This window comes from Sphingobacterium sp. Mn56C (assembly GCF_049319645.1).
GTDB lineage: Bacteria > Bacteroidota > Bacteroidia > Sphingobacteriales > Sphingobacteriaceae > Sphingobacterium.
In genome coordinates, this window is the sequence record NZ_JBMOUC010000001.1 from 588,429 (window position 1) to 612,178 (window position 23,750).

Here is a 23,750-nt window from a genome sequence, read left to right on the forward strand (position 1 = left end):
GGCACTTTTATTCGACCAAAATTCTTCTAATTCTGTGATTTCCAAAATCGGCTACATACAGACCACCATCGGGGCCAAACGCTACTCCCTCCGGTGATCGGAACTGCGATTTTAAAGGCTCTCCATCAACATATCCCGCTTGTTTAGGGATACCCGCATAAACCGAGACTACGCCATCTACGGTGATTTTACGTATGCAATGATTATTTTTATCCGCAACGTATAAATTGCCATCTTCGTCTATAGCGCCCTGGCATGGACGCTCGAAACGTGCTTCCATGCCTATACCATTTTTAAAATCTGAAATATTTATTCCACCGGCCCAATCCAACGGATTTTCCAGCCTCTTTGTAGCGGGGTTATATTCTGCTTTTACGATATAGTTTTTGTTACGTACGATAATGTAAGCCGTATTACCATCTGTTGTAAATAGCATCGAATACTCCCAGTCGTTGTCTTTGATGCGAAACTGTTCTACAGGAAGATTAGTAGCTTTATCAAACCTAAATAGCATACCATCTTGAAACCTATTGTAGAAATAATCACCCGTTTTGGGGTGAACGGTACCGAAGTTTGTTTGTCGAGAGTAGATATAAGGTTTGTACGTGCTAAAACCATTATTTCGAAATAGCACAGCCGTACCCAATCCTGTTGCATTACCTTGGTCATTGGTGATGTATAGGGTGTCTTCTGCTAAGTTAAATTTTAGGGTCCTCATCCGCTCGAAAGGGCCACTTTTTTTGAGTAGGGTTGTTACCTGATCTTTATATAATTTTCGCAAAGCACCAGGTTGTAATACATACAATGCCCCATCTTTATCAAATAGTAGCCAATTGGGGCTATCGAACCATGCAGATGAATAAGTGCCATCTTGGTCTTTTCCGTTTCCATTGTTGTCGGTTTGGCCGGCGATAGTCGATACTTGATGTTTAAATTCATAGTCAAAAGGATCAGGAAAGCTATATTCCTTATCGTGATTTTCTTTCCCTACCACAACTTTTACCTTCCCCGTTCCAGCACGTGGTGGTACTAAGGCATAGATATGTGTACCATTAACGCCAATAACAGCGGCCCTTTTGTCATTTACATACACGCGTATTAAAGCAGTGTCTGTGCCGAAATTCGCGCCTTCAATAATCATCTGTGTACTTACACCGCCATTTTTAGGGTAATAGTCTTTGTAGGTAACCGGACTGTTGGGGTCGTAGGCGGTACTGGTATCCTGCTTTTCGACCTTTTTACAGGCCTGTAAGCTGCAGCATACAAGCAGTAAAAGACCATAAAATACCCGCCGCAAGAGACGTATGTCTCCTGGAATTTTTTTTACTTCTTTCATGTAATATTAGGTTAATAAATAAATTAATGTTTACTAAAAAAAGGCATAACCTGCCACTGGGATAGTTAGGTATAGTATCGCATCAGGTTTATAATTTAAGTTAACCAAAACTAATCCGAAGAGGGACTTAATGCATTATATAAATTGTTCAAAAAAAGGTAAAATCATATCAAGTTGATGGCTTGCAGGGGGTTAGGAGAAGTGTAGTGGTCGGTTGTGCCGCTTGATATGGATAGCTATCAGCCTGTATAGGTCCGCGACCTCATTTGGCCTACCTTGGGTATTGTATACAAAAATCAGGATGTAGAAGGATATTTTATGGTGCTTTACTGCTGGTATATAATCACCGTTTATAGCTATTTTTCGGTCGTACTATTTCCCTTATTTTCGGTGCAAGGGTATGGCTATACTATACATAAGCACAGCCTGAAAAGTAAGACGAACATTAGCAGGAAACATGAAAAATAAATTTTTGGCCTATATACTAACAATTTTCTGTGCTACAGCATGTGCTCAGGGGAGTAATCCTATTCCGGCATTAAAAAATACACAGTGGATGCCCATGCGCACAAAAGACAGCGGTTATGTTTATGTCGATAGCACGATGCGTAGGATGCTGCCCACCATTTTTTTTCGGGCGCTACCCTTTACACAGACAGGGTTTGCGCTCGTTGCGAATGCGGATAACGAGTCGGCGATAATCAATACGAAAGGGATTACTATTGTTCCTTATGGTACGCATGCGCTAGATCTTCAGGTGCTGCAAAATCTAACATTAGCCATAAAGTCGGCAGCCTATGAAAAGAAACTTCCGGTATGGAATTGGGATTGGAATATAATGAGCAGTGACCTAAAAAAAACGGCGCCTTATGTAAAGGTGGAAATCTTTGTGCTAGAAACCGGGCAGGTATTGCTGAAAAAGGATATTCCTGAGGATGAAAATAGGTATTCGCTAGACTGTTATCCGGTAGATGATAAGCATGTTGTTTTAAACGACGATTTATATGCGATTGAGCATGCTACTTTCACCAAAGTAAAAAGAAATATCAGCGTGGTTTTGGAACAGGGACGTTATATTCCGTCTGCAGAGGGGGAATTTAATATGTTTGATATCAAAAAATCAAAGGCTATTTTTTCTGGTTTAGTAGGCGCTACTCGAATTGAAACTTTAGTCAATAAACAAAAATTCACCTTCGATTCTATTAATATGGAGCGTTTTACGCCTGAGGTGCCTAAACTGTTGCTGGATAGTAAAACCGGGCGTACTTACGCTTTTCCGCAGTATGAAAAGCCTTTTCCGAAGGCAATACATAATGTTACCGCCACGCAATTGGCTTTTCTGAAGGATGTTTCTTTAATTTATTCGGTTAGTAATACGCCTTATTTTGTTTTAGGAAGGTTTAACTATGACCATGCTGTCTGGGCTTACGACTGGTTATACTTGGATGCGGATGGTAAGCTGTTGTCTGAAATAAAAGCCGATAATTTCTATATCCTGGATAGGGTTGGTTATTTGGTATGGCCCGATAAACACCTTTTGTTTGCGGGTGCACCTTTTGATTCGGAACTGAAAATTGGAAAGCTTAAGTATGTTTATGAATCAAAAAATTTATACCTCGTTCAGGTACAAAAGGGAGATTTAAAGCCTACAATGGGGTTATGGAATTCTAGCAAAAGGGTTTGGGACATCGAACCTATTTACAAGGCTATAGAGCAACTCGATGGTGCAAGCGGGATCTTTGCCATTCAAGAGCAGGAAGGCGGTCGTTTTTACTTATACAATAATACGACGAAACAGCGCATTGGTCGCGACAGTTACCGGTCCATTTCCAGCAACGGTTATGTGGAAAGTGATAAAGAACAGTCGGGTTTTTTTATAGATATCACTACTGGGGTAGCGTATCGTGTTGAGTAGTGTTTTTTTTGTACCTACCTATTCGCGGTTAAGCTAATTTATATTTTGAAATTTAGGGCGCTTAAATTATGCTGTGCTGAGCTCCCTTAGGGATTAGGATAATCCGCGCACCTTATGCGGAGGGTTCCTGCGCACATGCTATTTTTGTGAACATTCTAACTGTAGTTTATACCTCGTTGTGCTGTCTTAAAAATGGCCGTTTTTTTTTATGCTTATAGGATAGGGGGGGGGCATTGGCTTTGTATTTTACAGTTAAAAAAAAATAATCTATTAAAGTTGTAGACTTTATTTTTTTAGCTATATTTGTTTTCGTATCAATTGATACGTATAAAACAGATAAATACAAGTACTATGGAGCGAGACTTTGAAACGATTTTTAAATCAGCACACAACAGATATGCCCGTTTTGTAAACGTACATGCAAATCCAAATGTGAAAGCGATGCTTGCAATTTCTTTAATGCGAATGTGCCCTTAACTATTCCGCTAAAATGGGTATAGGGGGCCAGCAACTGATTTGAATTTGGGTATCTGTTAGCTATTTAAAATTGCAACTTACCCGTATTCCGAAAAGCTCCTGGAGGATTTTCTGATCCTGCTTGTGTATACCCTAAAAACCGTCTCCTGGTAGATGGTAGTACTTTCCTATAGATATTTCTTAATAATTAAACATAAAAAATAGATACGTATGAAAACTATTAAAACGGCAGTGGTGGCTTTGTTATTGGCGCCACTAGGTTTGTTGGCTCAACAACAGCGCTATACCCTAAATGGGACTATTCCGAAATTTACTGCTGGCGATAAAGTTTACCTGCTGCGTGGCAATACTGCAGATTCAGCGTCTTTTAACAAGGGTGGAACATTTTCTTTTTCTGGGGAGATTGATGGTCCTGTAAAATCAACCTTATTGGTGGGTAAGAGTATTCGTGCTGCTTATAGTAATGCTTATAGCTTTTATTTAGAGCCGGGTAAAATTGCTATTAAGAGTAAGGATTCTTTGCATAATGCACAAACTACTGCAGGGCTGGCTAATAAACATAACGATGAGCTTAAGCCGCAGCTTCAGCAGCTAAACGACCAACAGAATGCTGTTTATGCTTGGTATAGAACGTTAAGTAAGGAGGAGCAGGGGGCTGCGGCAACAAAAAATAAACTGGAGGAGACCTCCGAAAAAGTTGCTACAGCGAGAAAAAATATCTACCATGATTTTGTGAAAAAGAATCCGGACAGTCCGATTGCTTTGGATATTGTACAATCTATCGCCGGATATTCTCCGGAATATACCGAGATATATCCATTGTATCAATCGCTTTCCGACAAGGTTAAAACCAGTGCTGCAGGCAAAAAGTATGGGGAGGAATTACAGCGTTACGAGCCTATAGCTTTAGGCAAGGATGCCCCTGTTTTTAGTCAGCAGGATACGGCTGGTAATGTGGTCAGTCTCGCTAACTTTAAAGGGAAGTATGTTTTGATTGACTTTTGGGCAAGTTGGTGCGGACCGTGTAGGGTTGAAAATCCAAATGTGGTGACTGCTTTTAATACTTTTAAAGATAAAGGCTTTACTATTGTTGGTGTGTCGTTGGATAACCCTCAGGGGCGTGAGGCTTGGTTAAAGGCTATCCATGATGATGGCTTGCAGCAGTGGACGCAATTGTCTGATCTTAAAGGATGGAAAAATGAAGCGGCTTTACAGTATGCCGTACGTGCTATTCCGGCTAATTTTTTGGTAGATCCTACAGGGAAAATTATTGCTAAGAATCTTCGCGGTACTGCATTGCAGGCTAAGCTTAAGGAAATTCTTAACTAATAGCGCTATTGTTCTTAAATTTTTGTCTTTTGGGCGTCCTGCTGGGGCGCCTTTTTTATTGTCTATTGCCTTTATCGTATTATACATTATTATTTTTTGGCCTTACTTTCAGAAGGTAAGTTTTTAAAAATGAGTATAGTATATTTTATGTAGCCATTTTTGGCTTTTAATTGGAGCAAATTTAATTCTTAATTGTCGAAAATATATTATATTGCCTTTCGTAATGATTAGCCCCTAAATAATGAAAAAAGTTATATTAATCGGATTAACGCTTGTTATGTTTAGTTGTAAAACCTTATTATATGGTTCCGATCCTAAATTTAGCCTGGGTATGTTGGAGACTGAGTTTGTAAATAAAAATAAGAATAGTGTTGACCTGGTATTTGGCGACAAGAGTGGCATTAATATTTATCAATCTTATAATAGTTTAAGGGGGGTGTATAGATTTTTTGTTTTTCAAAATGAAAAATTGGTGCGTTATGAAACGGGATCTTATGCCGATGATTATAAATTAATACATTATTAAGGCCTTGGTTCTATTATTTAATTCTTATTAACTAATTAATTAAGCTATACTTTTAAACAGGCTACACGGGCTTGCAGGTTTGGCGGTTTTCAGGTTTGGCGGTCTTTAGAATTGCCAGGTAACAATGCTGTATTTTACGAATATGCTGCTGCGGCTGTTTTATCCTGTATTAAGTTATAATGAAGTTTTACCGCCTAACTTGGTAAAGCAGAAAGTGTTTCCTAATTTAGCCCTCATAAAGTTGACATCTATTCGTTTATCAAGGTTGATGTGCATATGCCTGAGTTCTTGTTATTACGATTTCTGATTAAGCGTTTATGGATGAATGTGTACTTGTAGAGAATTTAAAGAAGGGTGAACAAGATGGTTTTGTTGCTGTCTATCGTTATTTTTATAAACCTCTACACCTTTTTATTCTTCGTTATGTAAAGAATTCCGAGCGAACGGAAGAAATTTTGACGGATGTCTTTATGAAAGTTTGGACCCGTAGGATGGAGTTTCATTCGCCCGATAATTTACGTGCCTTTTTGTATATAGCTGCTAAAAATGCGAGCCTTAATGCGCTGCGCGATAATAAGGTAAACCTGGCATCGGCTCCGTTATCTGAAATTGAGAACCTCTGGGCGGAGGATTCTGATTTGTTTACCAGGATGGTTCATGTGGAGCTCTTACAGGTTATTTTTGCCGAGGTGGAGCGTCTCCCTGAAAGACAACGCGCGGTTTTTAACCTTACTTTTCGTGAGGATAAAACTGTGGATGAGATTGCCGAAGCCTTGAATATGAGCCCTGAAGCCGTGTATGCTAACCGCTCTCGTGCAATCCATACGTTACGACAGTGGATGAAAATGAAAAATGCGCTGCCTATGCTCTCCTTATTGCAGCTTTTAGTCCGCTAATGGTTTATACGCCTTCTTTCCTATTTGCTTTCCTTTGATATTTTTAATTTCATAAAAAACGCATTTTTGTTAACATTATTTTAATGTTGATGCGCTTTTGTTGATATTATTTAATAATTATAGCCTTGGTTTTGAGTTGATTATAAAATAAGTTGTTTTTTGCTGTAAGGTTTTTGTTTGGCTCGTGTTTTTACTTAAAACAAAGACGATAATACAGTATATGTATACATCTATACAGGAGATTACCAGCTTATTAAAAAGCTATATACACGGAGAAATACATCCAACTACGCATCCGCAGTTGCGCGAACTTTTTGAAAAGTACCCCGATTTATTACCTATGGTCAATGATTTAATAGATCCTGAACAACTAGCGACTGTTTTATCGAACTATAGGGAGCTGTATTCTCGGGATAGGGGGGATCAGGAGCAACAGACTCTCGAACGTATTTTGTTTCTGGTGGAGGAGCGGGACGTTGCTGCTATTAAACGTAAAAAGCGTATGCAGGTAAGGTATTTTGTGGCTACCCTTGCGGCAGCTTGTCTCTTACTTGCCCTGGGCTTGACATTTTTTAAAGCGACGGAAAATACGGCCAACCAGGAGGCAAGGATATGGGCAAAGGCCGAGCAATTTACAGCGGGTACAAATCGTGCTACGCTTACGGTGGGCAATGGAGCATCGGTAGATCTTAATGCCGATAAGGGGCTGATCGTTATGGGTAAGGTGATTCGCTATGATGATGGCTCGGTATTGTTGCCCGAGCAGGAGGCGAGCGCTGTACTAACCTTAACAACACCTAAAGGCGGACAATACCAGCTTATTCTTTCTGATGGTACGAAAGTTTGGGTAAATGCCGATAGTAAATTGAGGTATCCTAAAACCTTTACCGGAAGCTCTCGAGTGGTTGAATTGGATGGGGAGGCATACTTTGAGGTGGCCAAGAATAAGATGAATCCTTTTATTGTAAAAACAAAAAATGAAACGGTGGAAGTTTTGGGTACGCATTTTAATGTGAATGCCTATGGCAATAATCGCGATTCGAAGGTGTCGTTGGTGGAGGGCAAGGTTCAGGTTTCAATTCCGCATGGTGCAAAAATGGTGCTTAATCCGGGACAGCAATCGGTGGTTAAAGGGGGGGCAATGCATGTGCAGGCGGTGAATGTGGACGAGATTATGGCCTGGAAAAATGGGGAGTTTGTGTTTAATAATGAACCGCTGGCTACGGCATTGCAGCAGCTGGAACGTTGGTATGATATTGACATACAGGTTGATCCTGCCTTGGCTGATATTGCCCTTTGGGGAACGATTTCGCGTATGGATTCTTTTGATAAAGTACTTAAAATAATAAAAATGACCGATGACACTATTAAAATTAACCTTGATGGGAGGAAGGTTCGACTAATGAAATAAAAAACTACCCTTTTGGCTAGTATCAAAAAAAAACCGAGAAAGGTGGCACTTTCTCGGCTAAACGGATCTAGATTAATTAAATTTTTGTGACTGTAATTAAAAAAACTAAACCAATCAAATGTAATGAAAAAAAATTTTTTGACCTGGGAAAATGTAGTATTTGTTCCTACAAGTAAATACCTCATTATGATGAAAATGATTGCTGCGCTTATTGCTGTATCGGCAAGCCAGCTACAAGCCTCGTCTTTTGCACAGACTTTGTCTTTGAAAAAGACTAATGCCCCGATTGTGGATGTCTTTCGGGAGATTAAAAAACAAACGGGTTACACGGTTTTATGTAAGGCGGAGGTGATTAAAAATACGCCTAATGTGCAGGTGAATTTTGATAATATGGCCTTGGATAAGGCTTTAAATGCTTTCCTGCCTCATTATGGATTAACCTATGTTTTATCGGGGAAATCTATCGTGATTAAAACGTCTGCTGAACTGCCTCGGGGGCATAAGGAGGAAAATGCGGCTCTTAAAGTTACTGCCGCAGTGCAAAAGGATATTCAGGGTAGGGTGTCGGATGCGCAGGGGAAGCCGATCTCTGGTGTTAGTGTTTCGGTTAAGGGGGGAAAAGCTGCAACCTCTACAAATAACCAAGGCGATTTTAGTATTCGTGCGGATCGGGGTGATGTGTTGTTATTTAGTATCATGGGCTTCGAGAAGAAGGAGGTTGAGGTCACTGCAGCTGCGGTTAATGTGAACCTGGTATCGGTAGATTTTGGCTTGGATGAGGTTATTGTCACGGGGTATGGTACCTTTAAAAAATCGGAGTATACGGGGTCTGCATCGGTGGTACATACCGATCGTATGCGTGATATTCCTGCCGTAGATTTATCGACCATGTTGCAGGGCAATGCGCCTGGCGTGCAGGTAAATTCGCTGTCGGGGCAGCCTGGCGGTTCTACCGATATCCGTATTCGGGGTATGGGTTCTATCAATGCTTCGAACCAGCCTTTATTTGTTATCGATGGTGTTCCGGTGATGTCGGGAAATATGGCTTCAAGCAGCTCGAATAATGCGGGCTTTGATGTGATGTCGACATTAAATACGGCAGATATTGAGCAGATTACAGTTATTAAAGATGCCGCGGCGGCTTCTTTGTATGGTTCGCGTGCTGCTGCGGGGGTGGTGCTGATTACGACAAAATCGGGTAAGGCGGGGAAACCGGTGTTCTCGGTAAAGGCGGACTATGGTTTATCGAGCCAAGCGACGGATTATAGGGAGGTGATGAGTGGCCCTGAGCGCCGTGAGATGCTGCTGGAGGGTTTACGTAATAAGGCGCGTTATTTGGATAATTTAAACGACGAGGCTAAAATTGAGGACTTCGCACAGGCTAATATTGATAAGTATGCGCCGAAGCCCTGGAGTGGATGGACCGATTGGAAAAAAGAATTATTCCGTTCTACAGCGCCTTTTAAAAATGTGGACTTCTCGGCTTCAGGTGGCGACACGAAATTGTCGTTTTATAATTCTTTATCCTACATGAACCAGACGGGATTGTCGTATCAGTCGGATTTTGAACGCTTTTCGGGCCGCTTAAATGTGAAGTACAAGATGACGGATAGGATTGAGGTTGGGGCTAATATTTTGTATTCAACCGTAGAGCAGGATGTAAATGCAGAGGGTGGTACGTATACTTCGCCGATATATGCTTCCCGCCATAAGGTTACAGGCTCTGAGCCGGTGTATAATCAGGATGGTTCTTTTTTTACGGATTTCTTCTCCAATGGCGAGCGTAATCCGTTGGCAGCGGCATTGTACAATTTCCGGAAGGAGAAGGCTAGCCGTGCTTTTAACACTTTATTCTTAAACTATAAACTTATCGATGGTTTAATGTTTAATTCTACCTTTAGCTTGGATCATACTACGACCAGGTATAATTCTTGGGCAGATCCGCGCTCTTCGGATGGCGAAAAAGCAAATGGTTCGTTAACCGCTAGCTTTAGGCAGTATAATCAGATGGTTTGGAAGAATAGTTTAACGTATACTAAAAAGTTTGCAGCGAAACATAATGTGGATGTGTTGGCAGGCTATGAGGTGAATAGGTATACACGTGATGATATTTCGGGTGGTAAGGATAACTTCCCGACTTTCGACAAAATTTTTCCTTCTAATGGTTCGGTATTGACAGATTTCTCAGGTGCGCAGCAGGAGTGGCGTTTGCTATCGTACTTATCGCGTGCGAATTATAACTTTGATAATAAATATTTCTTAGGTGCTAGTATTCGGGTGGATGGTAGCTCGCGCTTACATCGCGATAGCCGATGGGGGAAATTTTGGTCGCTTTCTGGAGCTTGGAAATTCTCGAATGAGGATTTTATGCAGCCTGTAGAAGGGGTGCTGTCCGACGCGAAGCTGCGGGTTTCTTATGGTACCAATGGTACGCTGCCTTCGAGTTTATTTACGTATATGGATTTAACGGGCTTTGGTTATCCTTATTTTGGTAACCCGGGTATTCGTGAAACGCAAATTGGAAACGCGAACTTGAAATGGGAGAAACAGAAGAATGTGAACGTTGGTTTGGATTTCCGTCTGTTGAACCGCTTAAATGTTACGTTGGAGTGGTACAATAGGGAGTCGGCCGACTTGCTGAATAGCATGCCTACTTCGTTTACTACGGGTTTTGCTTCTTACCTGACGAATATTGGGGCTATCCGTAACAGTGGTTTTGAGGTGGACTTGAATGCGGATGTCTTCCAGAAAGGAGATTTCAAATGGAATACGGCCTTAAATTTTGGTATGAACCGTAATAAGACCTTGTCGCTGGCCGATGGGAGTAACGAGTTAAGGGATGGTACTTTAATCCACCGCGTGGGTATGCCTTGGAATAGCTTTTACCTTATTGAGTTCGCTGGTATAAACACGCAGACGGGGGTGCCTCAGTTTTATGTAAACGATCCGGCAAATCTGGAGTCGCGTGAAATTACAGAGAATGCAAGTAAGGCTAACCGTATTCTGTACAAAAATGTAGACCCTAAATTGGTGGGTGGTTTTACGAACAGCTTCCGCTATAAATTTATTGACCTTAACTTTACCTGGTCTTATTCGCTAGGGGGGTATTCTTATGATCAGGGGGCAAGTAAAACTGAATTGGCCGGTAAAACTGGATATGATAATATTCCGAAATACTATGCAAGAAGATGGCAGAAGCCTGGCGATGTGACGGATATTGAAAAATTTATGGTTGGTAATGCGTACGATATGAGTAGCGTTGCAAACACGAGACGTGTACATAGCACCGATCATATCCGATTGAAGAACCTGACCTTTGGGGTTAGTATACCGAAAGACATTACACGTCATCTTAAAGTGAGCAGCATCCGCGCATACTGCGCTGGCGTAAATCTTTTGACTTTTGCTGCTTACAAAAACTATGATCCGGAGGTACCGGTTGATGGTTCGGTTTATTTTGAATCGCCTAAAATGAAAACGGTAACATTTGGTTTGGATATTAAGTTCTAAGGATTAGAAAAATGAAAAATATATTTTTTATGGCAGTTGCTGCCGCTTTAGTATTGAGTGCTTGTGGCGATAAATGGTTGGAGAAGGCTCAACCAAGTACTTCTACAGATAGTGATAAGGCTATTAGTTCCCCTCGTGATGCGCAGTATGCTTTAAATGGCGCTTACGATATCTTACGTGGTTATGAGTATTATGGTGCCCGTATGACGTATTATGGGGATGTTACTGGCGAGGATATGATGGCAAATGGCGATACCAAGCGGGCGGCTAAGTTTTATCTTTTTGATTATAATAAAGAGAATACACCTTCTTCGTTATGGTACCAACCGTATCGGGCTATTCGTAATGTTAATGGAATTATAGCTTATGTAAATAGCATACCCGAAAAAGCTTGGACGGCAGAATTGAAGGACATCTTGGGGCAGGCCTTAACGATTCGTGCCATGGGACATTTTGACTTGGTGAAGGTGTATGGTAAGCCTTATACGCAGGATGCTGGTGCTTCGCTAGGTGTGCCTATTGAAACGCAGAAACATGTGTCGACCAATAAACCGGCGCGAAATACGGTTAAGGAGGTGTATACGCAGGTGATTGCCGATTTGGAGCTGGCGACATCTTTATTGAGCACGGCTCGGAATGATGGTAAGCTTACTAAATTTGCTGCCGATCAATTGTTGGCTAGGGCGTATTTGTATACGGGGCAGGATCAGCAGGCTTTTGCTGCTGCATCGAAGTTAATTGAGGAGGCGACAGCGCCTAAGACAAATGCTAAAGCTCAGTATACGCTTTGGAAAAATGAGGAGTATAGCACGATATGGTCGAAGGATTTTACCAGTGAAATCTTATTCCAGCTTTCGATTACAAAAATTGAAAGTGCGGGTGGTAAGGAAAGTATGGGTAATTTATTATGGCGTGGTGGTTATAATGATATTATCCTTTCTGGTGATTATATGACGCTGTTAAACCAGGATGTTAACGATGTGCGTTTAAAGGTTATTACTAAGTATACAGATAGTAAAAAAGTGGATTTCTATTATTTAAACAAATACCCGGGAAATACGGGTTTGGGTGAAAATCCAGAGCAGGCGGATATCCCTGTTTTACGTTTGTCGGAGGCGTATTTAATTGCTGCCGAAGCGGCCGTGAAGTTGGGGAATAATGCCGCGGCATTAACGTATTTAAATGCCATTGTATCGCGTGCAAATCCGGCAAATGTGGTTTCCGGAACGGTAACTTTACAGCGTGTTATGGAGGAGCGCCGTAGGGAATTGGTGGGCGAGGGGCACCGTTTGTTTGATGCGATGCGTAATAACCTGCGTATCGAGCGTAAGAGTGCTACGCATGGTTCTCCTTTGTTGACACCAACAACAAAATCTTTTGACCGTACTTTCTTTAAAACTTTACTGGCTATTCCGCGTGTAGAGATTGATGTAAATACGAAAATTGTACAAAACGAAGGTTATTAAGGTTTTTAGATGTATTAACCTTCATAAGTTAAGTCGGGTTGTTTATTGTAACATAGAAAATGATGGATTACAGCGCTGTAAAAAGGGCTTTCGATAGGCCTATAAAGTACCGCAGTTCAATCCGTACAAAACGAATGCTAGGCCTGGGCTTGGTGTGGGCTTTGCTAGGTATAGCGCCTACATTTGGACAGGAGCATCTGGGACTATCCGCACAGGATGGTCCCTATGTTTTGTATGCGGACGGGGCTGCGAAGATTATTCGTGTGCAGGATGGTACGATAGTTACATCCAGCATGGGTACGAATCCGCTAACGGTGGTTACCGACGATGGAAAGCATCGTTTTTCGGTTCCCTTGCACCGTATTAAAACCCCGAAGTGGAACCATAAGGTTAGGGGGGATATCGCGGTGTTATCGGATCCGCATGGAGATTTCGATTCCTTTTATGCTATCCTCCGGGATCAGCAGATTATAGATGCCGATTATGGATGGACCTTTGGTAAAAATCATTTGCTGCTGATTGGTGATGTGTTTGACCGTGGACGGGATGTATTGCCTATTTTTTGGCTTTTGTATAAGCTGGAAGCCGAGGCGGAACGTGCTGGAGGTAGCGTTCATTTTTTGCTGGGCAACCATGAGGAGATGGTACTACGGGAAAACCTGAAGTACAATGAACCGAAATATATTGCCCTGAAAGATAGTCTTGGTATAGCCTACCGGGAGTTATGGTCTATGCAGTCTGAACTCGGTCGATGGCTGCAGTCGCGAAATACGATAGAAAAAATTGGCGACAGACTGTTTGTTCATGCTGGCTTAAGTGTGGATATGGTTAAGGATAAATGGACAATTCCGGCGGTAAACGATTCGGTAAGACATTACCTGTATAAAACGAAGGGCGAGCGTGATCAGTCGGCAGCTGCAAAGTTTCTATTTGGTGCCAACGGCCCTTTATGGTACCGCGGTATGGTGCGGCAGGAGGAGCGTTATAATCCTTTGCCCGAGGGGGATTTACGCCTGGTATTGGATTTTTATAAGGTGAAAGAAATCTATGTTGGCCATACCATCTTTCCAGAGGTGTCTTTTTTTTATGGTAATACCGTTCGTGCGGTAAATGTGAATAACCGTGTAAATCGGGAGCAGGGGCGTAGCCGTGGCTTATTGCTTCGCAAAAAGGAGATTTTATTACTCTACGATGCGCCCATAAAGAATAAACCTTTATAATAGAAAATGCATACTTCAGGCAGTTTTTAGGCTAGTTTCTGCATGGCTGCTGTCTGTGCTATTCGTAAAGCAAAAATAAGGCGTCCGTTACAGACGCCTTATTTTGTTTTGTTTCCGTTGCATAGTATGGATGACCAGGGAATGCTTAATAGGCCGCAATGAGCACCATAGATATTAGGGTTTACCTCTATAGCGTTCAAAGAACTCATAGGTGCGCAGCAACTGATCAATGCGTTGCACCACATCGCCAGAGCGTGTAATTTCGTGGTTCGCACCGGGGTGCCTTACATACTCTACAGGTCTATTAAGCACTTTTAGGGTTTTATACAAACGCTCGGATTGCGCAATACCGGTACGCAGATCCTGCTCGCCATGAAAAATTAGTAGTGGGGTTTGTATCTGCTGTGCAATGTCCAATACCGAATTTTGACTCAAAATACGGGCTGTATTTCCCTCCCAAGGATTGCCGCCAAAGTAGCGCTTCACCATGGGCCATACATTGCCCTCACCAAAGAATGTTGACAGATCATAAACACCACGTTGGCTGGATGCCGCACGGAAGCGCTGGTCGTGGGCCAGGATCCAGGTGGTGAGGTAGCCCCCATAAGACCCACCCGTAAGAAAAAGATTGGCGGTATCTATGGTTATATCCTGTTGTATGACAGCATCCACAGCGGCGAGCACATCCGCGGCCGGTCCCTGCCCCCAGTCTTGGTAGTTGGCTTTCAGAAAGTCGGTACCATAGCCTGTAGACCCGCGGGGGTTACCAAATAAAACGGCATATCCCTTGGCAGCAAAGTACTGGTATTCTAACCACATGCTAGCATCGTCGGGGCCAAAGTAGGATGCCGGCCCCCCGTGTATTTCTACCAATAGGGGTGTATTACCAGCAGCTGTTTGCTCCGCAGGTTTCAGGAGCCAAAAAGATAGGTCGGCACCTTGTTGGTTTTTAAGTTTTATCTTCTGTAGTGGAAGTACCTGGCGCTGTTTAAGCCATTGGGCATTTATTTGTGTTAAGGCCTTGGGATGTTGCTGTTGTTGTTGTTTGACGGTAGTCTGGAAAATTTCATAGGGATTTTCCGGCGAGGATAAAATTTGTATCAGCTGATCCTTGTAGCGTACAAAATCCTGCACCCCCGTATTTTCCTTTCTCAGCTGCTGCAGAACCTTTTTTGCCTTATCATACCGATACAAATCCCGCTGTCCGTCGTTTAGTGCAGTAAACCATACCTCCCTATTATTCACATCGAAACGCACATTTTCTTTTGGCAGGTCCAAGGCAATAAGTGTCGTATTCTGCAACGTAGCACCATAATCGGCAATAAAAAGCTGCGCAGTTGTCAGGGTATTTGGCTTCTGTTTGGTATAAGCCAGCTGTTTATGAAGGGTATCAACCTCGATTAAAGTAAACTGATGTTCCCCATCAAATAAAAGACGCTCCCAAAGGTTAGACTTCAGGTTCAACCGGTATAACGCATTCGTTTGGTTTCGATCTGGGTGTACCGTACCTTCACGGACAGTAAAGAAGATACCATCGGCACCATCAACATACGCATTCGCATAAGAGCGATACCCCCGCGCTAGGGGTACAATAACGTCTGGATTATCTAGTTTAACCATAAAGTAATGGTTAAACTTAAGGTCACCAGTAGTATACGATTCCGTCTGGAACTGCAATTTGTCGATAACTTTGGCCTTTTTGCGTGCCGCATTTCCCTGTAAGTAAGCACGAATCTCCGAAATACTGCCGTCCGGATTAGGACTGCTATTTGCTGAAGCAAGGAAATTTTCCCAAGAAACACCTGGTTTTTCGCTCGCCCAGGTAGGGTATGGCTCCCCCACATTTTGCAATAAGGTGTCGATTAGTATATCCGTTAAGTCTACCGAGGCCGAAAAAATCAAGGCTTTCCCGTCAGCAGACCATAGCGGATTATTGGCGCCATATTTAAACGACGTTATCGCCCCAGCCTGGCCCCCCGAGCTGGCTTGCACAAAAAGCTGCGGTTTCCCATTAACCTGCTGTACAAAGGCCCATTCCTGGCCCGACGGACTGAATTTCACGGCCGATATATCTAACCCCAGGCTAGGGTACAAGTGCTCAGGCTGTCGGTCTTTTTTAAGGTCGAGTTTAAAAACCTCATCCTGATACCGGTAATCCCCCTTCTTTGCCGTGTCGGCAACGATCCGGCGCACCGTAAATAAAAGCTGTCCGCTGGGGCTGTGCAATTCCAATGCACTTATTTTGGCCAGCTTTACTAAATCCGTTACCTGTATAGGCAGTTTGGACTCTATAGGCCGTTGAGCCAACGCAAGGCTTGGCAACAGAAAGGCGCTGCATACAGCTAGCCAGGTTAGCCCCCTTAAGCTTCCTAAACCTCCTAAACCTCTTAAACCACCTAAACCACCTAGACCTGTTGAATCCATAAAGGACGAAAAAGCGGCGATAAATTTTTTAAAAATCAACATAGGCATCTATTAAAAATTAAAGAATAGCGATTAATTTTTCAATCAGCAACTGCGCCGATATTGCCGCCTTTTGGCGAATAAAATCTGAAGGCGTATCGTCACCTATTTCATAAACCAACGATTCGGCATTGTACGTTTTATAAAAATAACTATAAGCAGTATACGTAGGGCCACCCAGGTAGAGGGCCTTGACCTTAGGTTCGTAGCCCGGAATTTTGGCCTGCAAACTTTGAATCCAATCCGGAACAAAAGTACCCAAGCGCGAGGGCAACTTGGCATCTACCGTATAGAAGATATCCGATCCCGTGGAGTGGAAATCCACCGCAAAAAATAAGGATCGCTCACCCCGAATCTCCTGCGCCAGGAAGTTACGTATAGCCTGGCTCTCCGGCTGACGAAACGCATCCCAGTCGCGGTTAAGGTCGACACCATGGGCATTATGGCGCCAATGTCCCAGGTCCACACCATCTGGGTTAACCACCGGAATATAATACACATAAAACTCCCTTTGGAAAGCCTTAGCATCGGGCGTATCGCCCAGAAGGTAATCCACAAAACCAGCATATGCATAGTGCCCTGTAATTTCCGGAGGATGCTGCCTACCAATAATTAAAATACGTTTCGTGCTGTTTGGATTTCCCGATCCATACGCATAAATAGGTCGCCCTAAGGCCGTTTTTCCAAGCGTAAACTTCTGTGCGTTTCCGCTTTTAAGTGTAGCTTCCATCCAAGTATAAACCGCCTCGGAGGGGATATTTTCCTGCGCCGACAGCCAAATCTTTTCCGTGGTAAGGGTTAAAGAAATACGGATGGAACCGTCTGCATTCTCGGTGATGGCGTCCTTTGCCACAGGCTGCCACAGTTTACCGTCGTGGCTATATTTCGGGTGGTAGCGATTTTTAAAACCCGCAGGGTAGTCCAGTTGAATAACAGCGGGACGCGTATCTTTTGCCCAGACCTGAAAACCATACCAAGGGCTTTGGTTTATTGGTGTATTTTCCGGACGAATAAGCAGGTGATAAATTCCCTCCGCATCCTGCTGTACCGATGCGAAGCGAGCACCCGCATAATCGTTGGAAAAAAATACCGCCTGATCGGGAGAATATTCACCCTTCTGCTGAAGCTCAATCTCTTTCGACTCCGTAGACACATACGCAATAGGGTCCTGCGGTTTAAAATCCTTTTTCTGCGTCGTTACAGGCTGCCTGAATAAGCTATCCAAAAGCTGCCCCAGCTGCTCTCCCTTCACATTTTTTGCCACGATAATGCCCTTTTCATCGATTAAGAAATTTGCCGGAATGGCACGCACAGCATAGGAATTAGCAATATCACTATCCCAGAATTTCAATTCCGAAACATGCGTCCAAGTAAGGCCATCCTCCTTAATTCCGCGCAACCAAGCCGCTTTAGTTTTATCCAACGATACAGCATAAATACCAAAACCCTGAGACTTATACTTTTGATAATTGGCCACAATATTGGGGTTTTCACGTCGGCATGGGCCACACCAGGAGGCCCAGAAATCAATTAAGGTATAGCGTTTCAGGTTATCATATAGCGCTACCGCATTACCGGAAGTATCCTTTGCCACAATAGCGGGCGCTTTTTTACCTACCGCCACGGCGCGTGTAATCCGGATAATCTCGCGCAGCTCTTTGGTAAAACGAGACTGCTGCTGTGCCGGACTTAGCAGCGCTATCTGCTCCTCCAGCTCCTCAGGGCTAAGGCGGTAAGACCATTCCCGGTATAGGAGATAACTGCTGGCGAGACTATTGGGGTACTGTTTTAAAAAATCGCCAATATGCTGCGGCCTATTGGCCTGATAACGTTCAAATACAGCCTGCTCTTTAGAGCCTTGTAACGCTATAGATTGCGGGTCCGAGGGCGATCCTACAACAATATGGTTGGGCGAAGCATCCAAAAATAAATACGTAGGCTGTGCCTCTTTTGCTAACGAGAAACCATATAAATCAGGTAGCGTAAGTTTTGTTGTGAAGGAAAATTTGTTTTTTTTTACCTGCGCAGAATCAATTACTGTAAATATTTTATTGTCGAAACGAGAAAGATAAACCCAGTCGCCATTCTTTAGGGGCGCGGATTTTTTAGGGCTGTACTGCAATGCACCCGTAACCGAAATATGCTGTGCCGTTACAGGTTTTGCCATCGCCAACAGGCTGAGGACAAATAGAATGCGGGGAGATATTTTTTTCATAAAAGCTATTCCATCAGATTAAAAAAGTTTGTTTGTTGCCAGCTCCGTATTGGGTGGCGGAAAGATATAGTTCTGTGCAGAAACCGGAACTGCTGGTGTCTGTATAGTTTCGTCAGCCTTGGCCGGCAGGGGCTCTAATTTACGTAAAAGATCAAAACCACGAAAGCCCTCACCCAATAATTCAATCCGCCGTTCCTTGGCAATGATAGCTAATAAAGCCTGTTTATCCGCGCTTTGGCTGTCGCTGATAGCAAAGGAGGCATCCGAGCGTTTATGCACAGCCTTTACCAGCTCAGCAGCCAGCGGCAGCTGTCCGGATTGGGCAGCAGCTTCCGCATAATTTAGTAATACCTCGGCATAACGTATGACAGGGATATAGTCGATGTACGGCGATACCTTGGCAAACTTCTTCAAAAACTGCTTTCCCCCACTAGGTGCCAGAAGCAACCTTCTGCGGTCGTCGGCTTTCCACTGTGGATCCCCTAAAATTCCATTCGGATTTAGGTAATATTCCTTATTCCCAAAATACACATAAGCAATTGCTGTTTGTCCGGAATAGGAGTCTACAGTAGAAAAAGGCATGCTCAATAGCGACTCGGTGGTTGTAAAATTAGCGCCAAACAGGGTTAAGATATCAGGTTGAAGTTCACTTTTTACCCCCGTTACAGCGGCAAAAGGCGCTTTAGTCTGCGGAACAATTTTTACGGCCTCCTTCAGTACCGCTGCCCAATTGTTTTGCGCCAGAAAGACACGCGTTTTAAAAGCCCTAGCGGTATTTTTATGCGCCCGCGTTGTATTTAAACCCGCATTGCTATAGCTCTCCGGAAGATCCTTCTCCGCATCGTCTAAGTCTTGGATAATCTGCGCATAGATTTCCGATACACTGGAGCGTTTTAAATCGTTGTTGCGGGTGTCGAGCTCGGCCTGTAAGCGCAGGGGAAGGCCGGGAGAGGCCCCCTGATCTTTAGTATAGGGCTGTCCGAAAACCGTAACCAAGCTAAAATACGATACAGCACGTAAGAACTTCGCTTCAGCAATATACGCATTCGCCTTCTCTTCGCCTACGACATCCTTTCTGTTGGCGAGGCCTTCGATTAGAATATTCGCATTATTAATTGCCGTATACGCCGTAGACCATAAGCTATTAATGTCGTTAGACCCGGAGCTATACGAATTGTTCCAACTTTCAAATACCGTATAACTATTGGCTGTTATGGTGATAAACTCTTCACCGCGGAAATCCTGGTACATAAAATACCTCCCGCCATATAAAGACGCCCCTTTAAAAGCCTTGTATATACCATTTACCAAACCCTCGATACGCTGTGGCGTATCGAAGATATTCTTATCCGATATGCTGGTCGTACTTTCCGGGAATAGCCCCTGTTCACGTTTACATCCCTGCAAAGCGGTCAGGGCAATGCTTAAAGCCAGAACGGCCATGCTGCTTTTTTTTAAGGTATTTATTGTTGATGCTTGCATAATAAAAAAAATTAGAAGGAAACATTAATTCCAACCAGCCAGGTTCTTCCTTGGCCGATTGAGTTTTTCTCAATACCCAGACTGGTATTGGTATTACCATTGGACGAAGATTCAGGGTCGGCGCCTTTGTAATTGGTCCACAAGAATAGATTCGAAGCCGAGGCATACAAACGAATAGCCGATAAACCGATATTACTTAAACCCGGATTACGGTACGAGTAGCCCAGCGTAAGCTGCTGCAAACGTAAGAAATCTGCTTTTTCGACATTAGAATCTATAGAAAAGCCTGCTGAACCATTAGAAATCACATCGTTATAAACCAAGCGCGGAATATCCGTAACCTGCCCAACAGTCGTCCATCGCCCCAATACCTCCGTACTATTGTTAAAGAAACGCTGGTCGAGTAAAGTGCCCCGTGTGCCGTTCATAATCTTATTTCCACCCGCAAAGGTGAAGTTTACGGTCGCATCCAAAGGACCGTATTTAAAGCTGTTGTTAAAGCCACCATACCAGGTTGGCATAGCATTTCCTAGAACCTGATAGTCTGCCACAGTAATTGCCGCCGCGGTGGTGCCATCTAGGTAAGTCCAGTTGCTCTGTCCTGCGGCAGCAGCAGCCGTATATTGTACCTGCTCGCCATTTTTATTGATAAATATACGACGGCCATTTTCCGGGTTAACGCCCGCTGTACGAGCACCGTATAAACTGCTTGCCGCATACCCGACACGCGTTACATTATTAGCCTCGGTGGTGGTATGCGTATATCCAATAATATCGGAGTTCCCCTCGGCAAGCGCGGTAACTTTATTTTTTACCAAGCTTAAATTGGCATTGGCATTCCATTGGAATTTACCTTTTTGCAGTACCAGACCACCAATAGCAAATTCCAACCCTTTATTATACATTCTACCGACATTTTTAATGATTTTGTTACCCGGGATACCCTTAGATGGCGACTGTGGAGCCTCCAGTACCAAACCGTTAACATCGTTATAAAAACCATCGATATCCACCTGCAAGCGTTTGTGTAGCAGGTTGAAACTTAGGCCAACATTCTTCTGCTCGGAAGTTTCCCAGCCGAGGTCTGGGTTTCCGGCCTGTGCCAAAGCCCAGGTTGCTACATCCGAATATAACGACGAATTATATAAGTTTAGAGAGGCGTATGGCCCCACATTGCCATTACCCACACGCCCCCAGCTACCCCGGAGTTTAACATCGCCGAAGAGATCGGCAAATTTTGACGCCTTGAAAAAAGACTCCTCAAAAAGAGACCAGCCTACAGAAACACCACCAAAGTCACCATATTTATTGTTTTCACCCAGTGCAGAGTTGCCATCACGGCGGAAGTTCGCCGTTAGCTGATAACGTTTATCGTAGTTGTAGGTGGCCCTAAAAAATGTAGAGCGGAAGAAGCGTTCGAAAACAACACCCCCAGCCCCCGTAATGCGAGTCCAGTTTCCTTGAAAGTTTTCAAAAAACGGATCCGAAGAGTTAGACTGTGCAGCATTCCAGTTATCGGTACTGTATTTCTGTATATCATAACCCGCAAGCAGGGAGATATCCTGTTTGTCGCCTATAGATGTATCGTAGGTTAACGTATTTGTAAAGTTCCAATTGTTTAAGGTCGCATCCACATTATTTACCGTTCCCCCATTTGAATAGCCCGCTGAACCAATTTTAGGACTTAAGAAAGAGCGGGTAGCCACGAGGTTGCGGTCTACCGCATACACCGTATTGAGTTTCAGATTTTTTAGCAGCCGTATACTACTGTGTAAGTTACCGATAATATGGTCGTTGCCCGTTGTAAATTTACTGTATGCAAAAAGGGCTTCCGGATTATATAAGGTATTCGAAAACTTATTGGCGCCAGAGCCCAGCAAGCCATTGCTGTTGAGGTTATAACTCCCATCGGGGTTAAAAGGCGATACATTGGGTGGAAGCACCAGCGCGAGGCGGGCGGCACCATAGAGGTACAGTTGGTTTCCAGGTAGAGAACCGGAGTTTTGTGCTTCGTTAAAGGTATTGTTGTACGATAAGTTTCCACCCACGTTGAGCCAATCATTTACCTTGTGGTCAATGCTAAATCGGATACCTTTACGCTCGAAAGCATTATGTGCAAAAAATCCCTCCTGATTGGAATAATTGCCAGATAGGTAATACTGTGTATGGGCATTGGCACCGCTGATGTTTATGCTATGGTTATGGCTATATCCTTTATTGTATACATGGTCTGTCCATTTCGTTTCCAGCAGTTTTCCATCCGCATCGTATTGGGGAAAGAAAAGGGCATCGGCAACATTATCATTATTGCCGTTACCGCTTAAGATTTTATTGTTCCGTACGGCTTCATTTTTTATAGCGATATAATCTTCGGCTTTCAATACCTTCGGCAAGCGTGTGGCCGTAACCACAGAACCCCAGGCGTCGTAATTTACCTTGGTACGGCCTTCTTTACCCTTTTTGGTGGTAATTAATAATACGCCCCCGGCAGCACGCGAACCATAAATCGAAGTAGAAGCCGCATCTTTAAGTACATCAATGGTTTCAATATCAGCAGGGTTAATATCGGCCAAGGGGTTATTGGTAATCGAAGAATTACCAGATATGTTTCCCGTCAGGATAGGAATCCCATCGACAACAATTAAAGGGTAGGCACTTAAGGATATGGAGTTTAAACCACGAACACGAATTACAGGCGGATTGTTCAATAAACCGTTTGGTAGTCCGACACTAACGCCTGAAGCCTTTCCAGATAAGGCCTGGTCAAAGCTCTGTACAGGTACGTCCTTTAGGGCAGTATTATCGATGCGAGAAGCTGCACCTGCGAAATCTTTTTTACGCTGGGTACCATAACCCACGACCAGCACCTCATCCAGGTCATTGGATAGCGGCTGTAGCCGTATGGTATCCCCTTGATTTTTTATTACCGTTACCAAGGGCTGATAACCTAATAACGATATGGTTAACCGTGCCGGAAGATTTTGTCCGGTAACAAAAGCAAATACCCCCTTACGGTTGGTGCTTACCGCATGCGTAACCCCATACAAGGACACGGTGGCGCCCTCCAACGGGCGGTTATCGTTTGCGTCAATCACTACGCCGCTAAAGGAGGCATTGATAAGCGTTTGTGGGCGATCTTGCCCGAAGGTTATGGCAGGAACACTTAAGGCAAGGCCAAGCCATACCCCCATAACCTGTATGTTAGTTCTATGATATTTCATGAATAAAAAAAATGAAGTCGAAAAAATAGCCTTTACCATTTGGGAAGGCATTTTAAGTCTAAAATGTCTCCGTTAAGACAGTCGATATATTGCCAAGGCTTAACCTTGGTAAGGCATTCGGATGCGGTGGGTATAATGGCTACAACAGGGGGAGAGCTGTATTAGGCGTGGTTTAGGTTGGTAATATTCTTTCATAAGCGCTTTATTTTAAGTTTGTTATTTGATAGCACAACAAATTTATAAAATAAAAAATATAAAAACCACCTATAAAGTAGTCTTTTTT

General features: G+C 43.4%; 13 protein-coding genes. 8 read left to right on the plus strand and 5 right to left on the minus strand.

All coding sequences use genetic code 11. The features are described 5' to 3' along the window. Positions 1-7: 7 nt before the first annotated feature. Positions 8-1,336 (minus strand): IPT/TIG domain-containing protein, encoded by a 1,329-nt coding sequence (locus ACL9RF_RS02705; protein WP_422799049.1) that lies wholly within the window; start codon positions 1,334-1,336, stop codon positions 8-10. A 457-nt stretch (positions 1,337-1,793) separates the two neighbouring features. Between ACL9RF_RS02705 and ACL9RF_RS02710 the strand changes: the two genes are divergently transcribed. From ACL9RF_RS02710 to ACL9RF_RS02745, 8 genes are all read left to right on the plus strand, one after another. After that, a complete protein-coding gene (locus ACL9RF_RS02710) occupies positions 1,794-3,251 on the plus strand; it encodes a hypothetical protein (protein ID WP_422799050.1) in 1,458 nt (485 codons plus the stop codon). Between the two features lie 687 nt (positions 3,252-3,938). Further along, on the plus strand, positions 3,939-5,057 hold the full coding sequence (locus tag ACL9RF_RS02715) for a redoxin domain-containing protein (protein ID WP_422799051.1): 1,119 nt from the start codon (positions 3,939-3,941) through the stop codon (positions 5,055-5,057). 241 nt (positions 5,058-5,298) lie between these two features. Further along, the gene (locus tag ACL9RF_RS02720) at positions 5,299-5,583 is read left to right on the plus strand and encodes a hypothetical protein (RefSeq protein WP_422799052.1); all 285 of its coding nucleotides are present in this window, start codon (positions 5,299-5,301) and stop codon (positions 5,581-5,583) included. Positions 5,584-5,900: 317 nt separating this feature from the next. Continuing rightward, complete coding sequence (locus tag ACL9RF_RS02725) at positions 5,901-6,479, plus strand: RNA polymerase sigma factor (RefSeq protein ID WP_422799053.1); 579 nt, start codon at positions 5,901-5,903, stop codon at positions 6,477-6,479. 220 nt (positions 6,480-6,699) lie between these two features. Then, positions 6,700-7,890 (plus strand): FecR family protein, encoded by a 1,191-nt coding sequence (locus ACL9RF_RS02730; RefSeq protein WP_422799054.1) that lies wholly within the window; start codon positions 6,700-6,702, stop codon positions 7,888-7,890. Positions 7,891-8,013: 123 nt separating this feature from the next. Continuing rightward, positions 8,014-11,400, plus strand: coding sequence for a TonB-dependent receptor (locus tag ACL9RF_RS02735; protein ID WP_422799055.1), 3,387 nt, complete (start codon positions 8,014-8,016; stop codon positions 11,398-11,400). A gap of 11 nt (positions 11,401-11,411) precedes the next feature. Continuing rightward, positions 11,412-12,866 carry a RagB/SusD family nutrient uptake outer membrane protein gene (locus ACL9RF_RS02740; protein ID WP_422799056.1) on the plus strand — a complete coding sequence of 485 codons (1,455 nt, stop codon included), beginning with the start codon at positions 11,412-11,414 and terminating at the stop codon, positions 12,864-12,866. A gap of 59 nt (positions 12,867-12,925) precedes the next feature. Further along, a complete protein-coding gene (locus ACL9RF_RS02745; RefSeq protein ID WP_422799057.1) occupies positions 12,926-14,086 on the plus strand; it encodes a metallophosphoesterase in 1,161 nt (386 codons plus the stop codon). Positions 14,087-14,260: 174 nt separating this feature from the next. Here ACL9RF_RS02745 and ACL9RF_RS02750 read toward each other — a convergent pair whose 3' ends face one another. Genes ACL9RF_RS02750 through ACL9RF_RS02765 form a run of 4 tightly spaced genes read right to left on the minus strand, consistent with a single transcriptional unit; the run spans position 14,261 to position 23,467 of the window. Continuing rightward, complete coding sequence (locus ACL9RF_RS02750; protein WP_422799058.1) at positions 14,261-16,552, minus strand: S9 family peptidase; 2,292 nt, start codon at positions 16,550-16,552, stop codon at positions 14,261-14,263. Positions 16,553-16,568: 16 nt separating this feature from the next. Further along, positions 16,569-18,764, minus strand: a complete 2,196-nt coding sequence (locus tag ACL9RF_RS02755) for a redoxin domain-containing protein (protein WP_422799059.1) — start codon at positions 18,762-18,764, stop codon at positions 16,569-16,571. Between the two features lie 18 nt (positions 18,765-18,782). Continuing rightward, complete coding sequence (locus tag ACL9RF_RS02760) at positions 18,783-20,246, minus strand: RagB/SusD family nutrient uptake outer membrane protein (RefSeq protein ID WP_422799060.1); 1,464 nt, start codon at positions 20,244-20,246, stop codon at positions 18,783-18,785. A gap of 11 nt (positions 20,247-20,257) precedes the next feature. Further along, the gene (locus tag ACL9RF_RS02765; RefSeq protein WP_422799061.1) at positions 20,258-23,467 is read right to left on the minus strand and encodes a SusC/RagA family TonB-linked outer membrane protein; all 3,210 of its coding nucleotides are present in this window, start codon (positions 23,465-23,467) and stop codon (positions 20,258-20,260) included. Positions 23,468-23,750 lie beyond the last annotated feature (283 nt).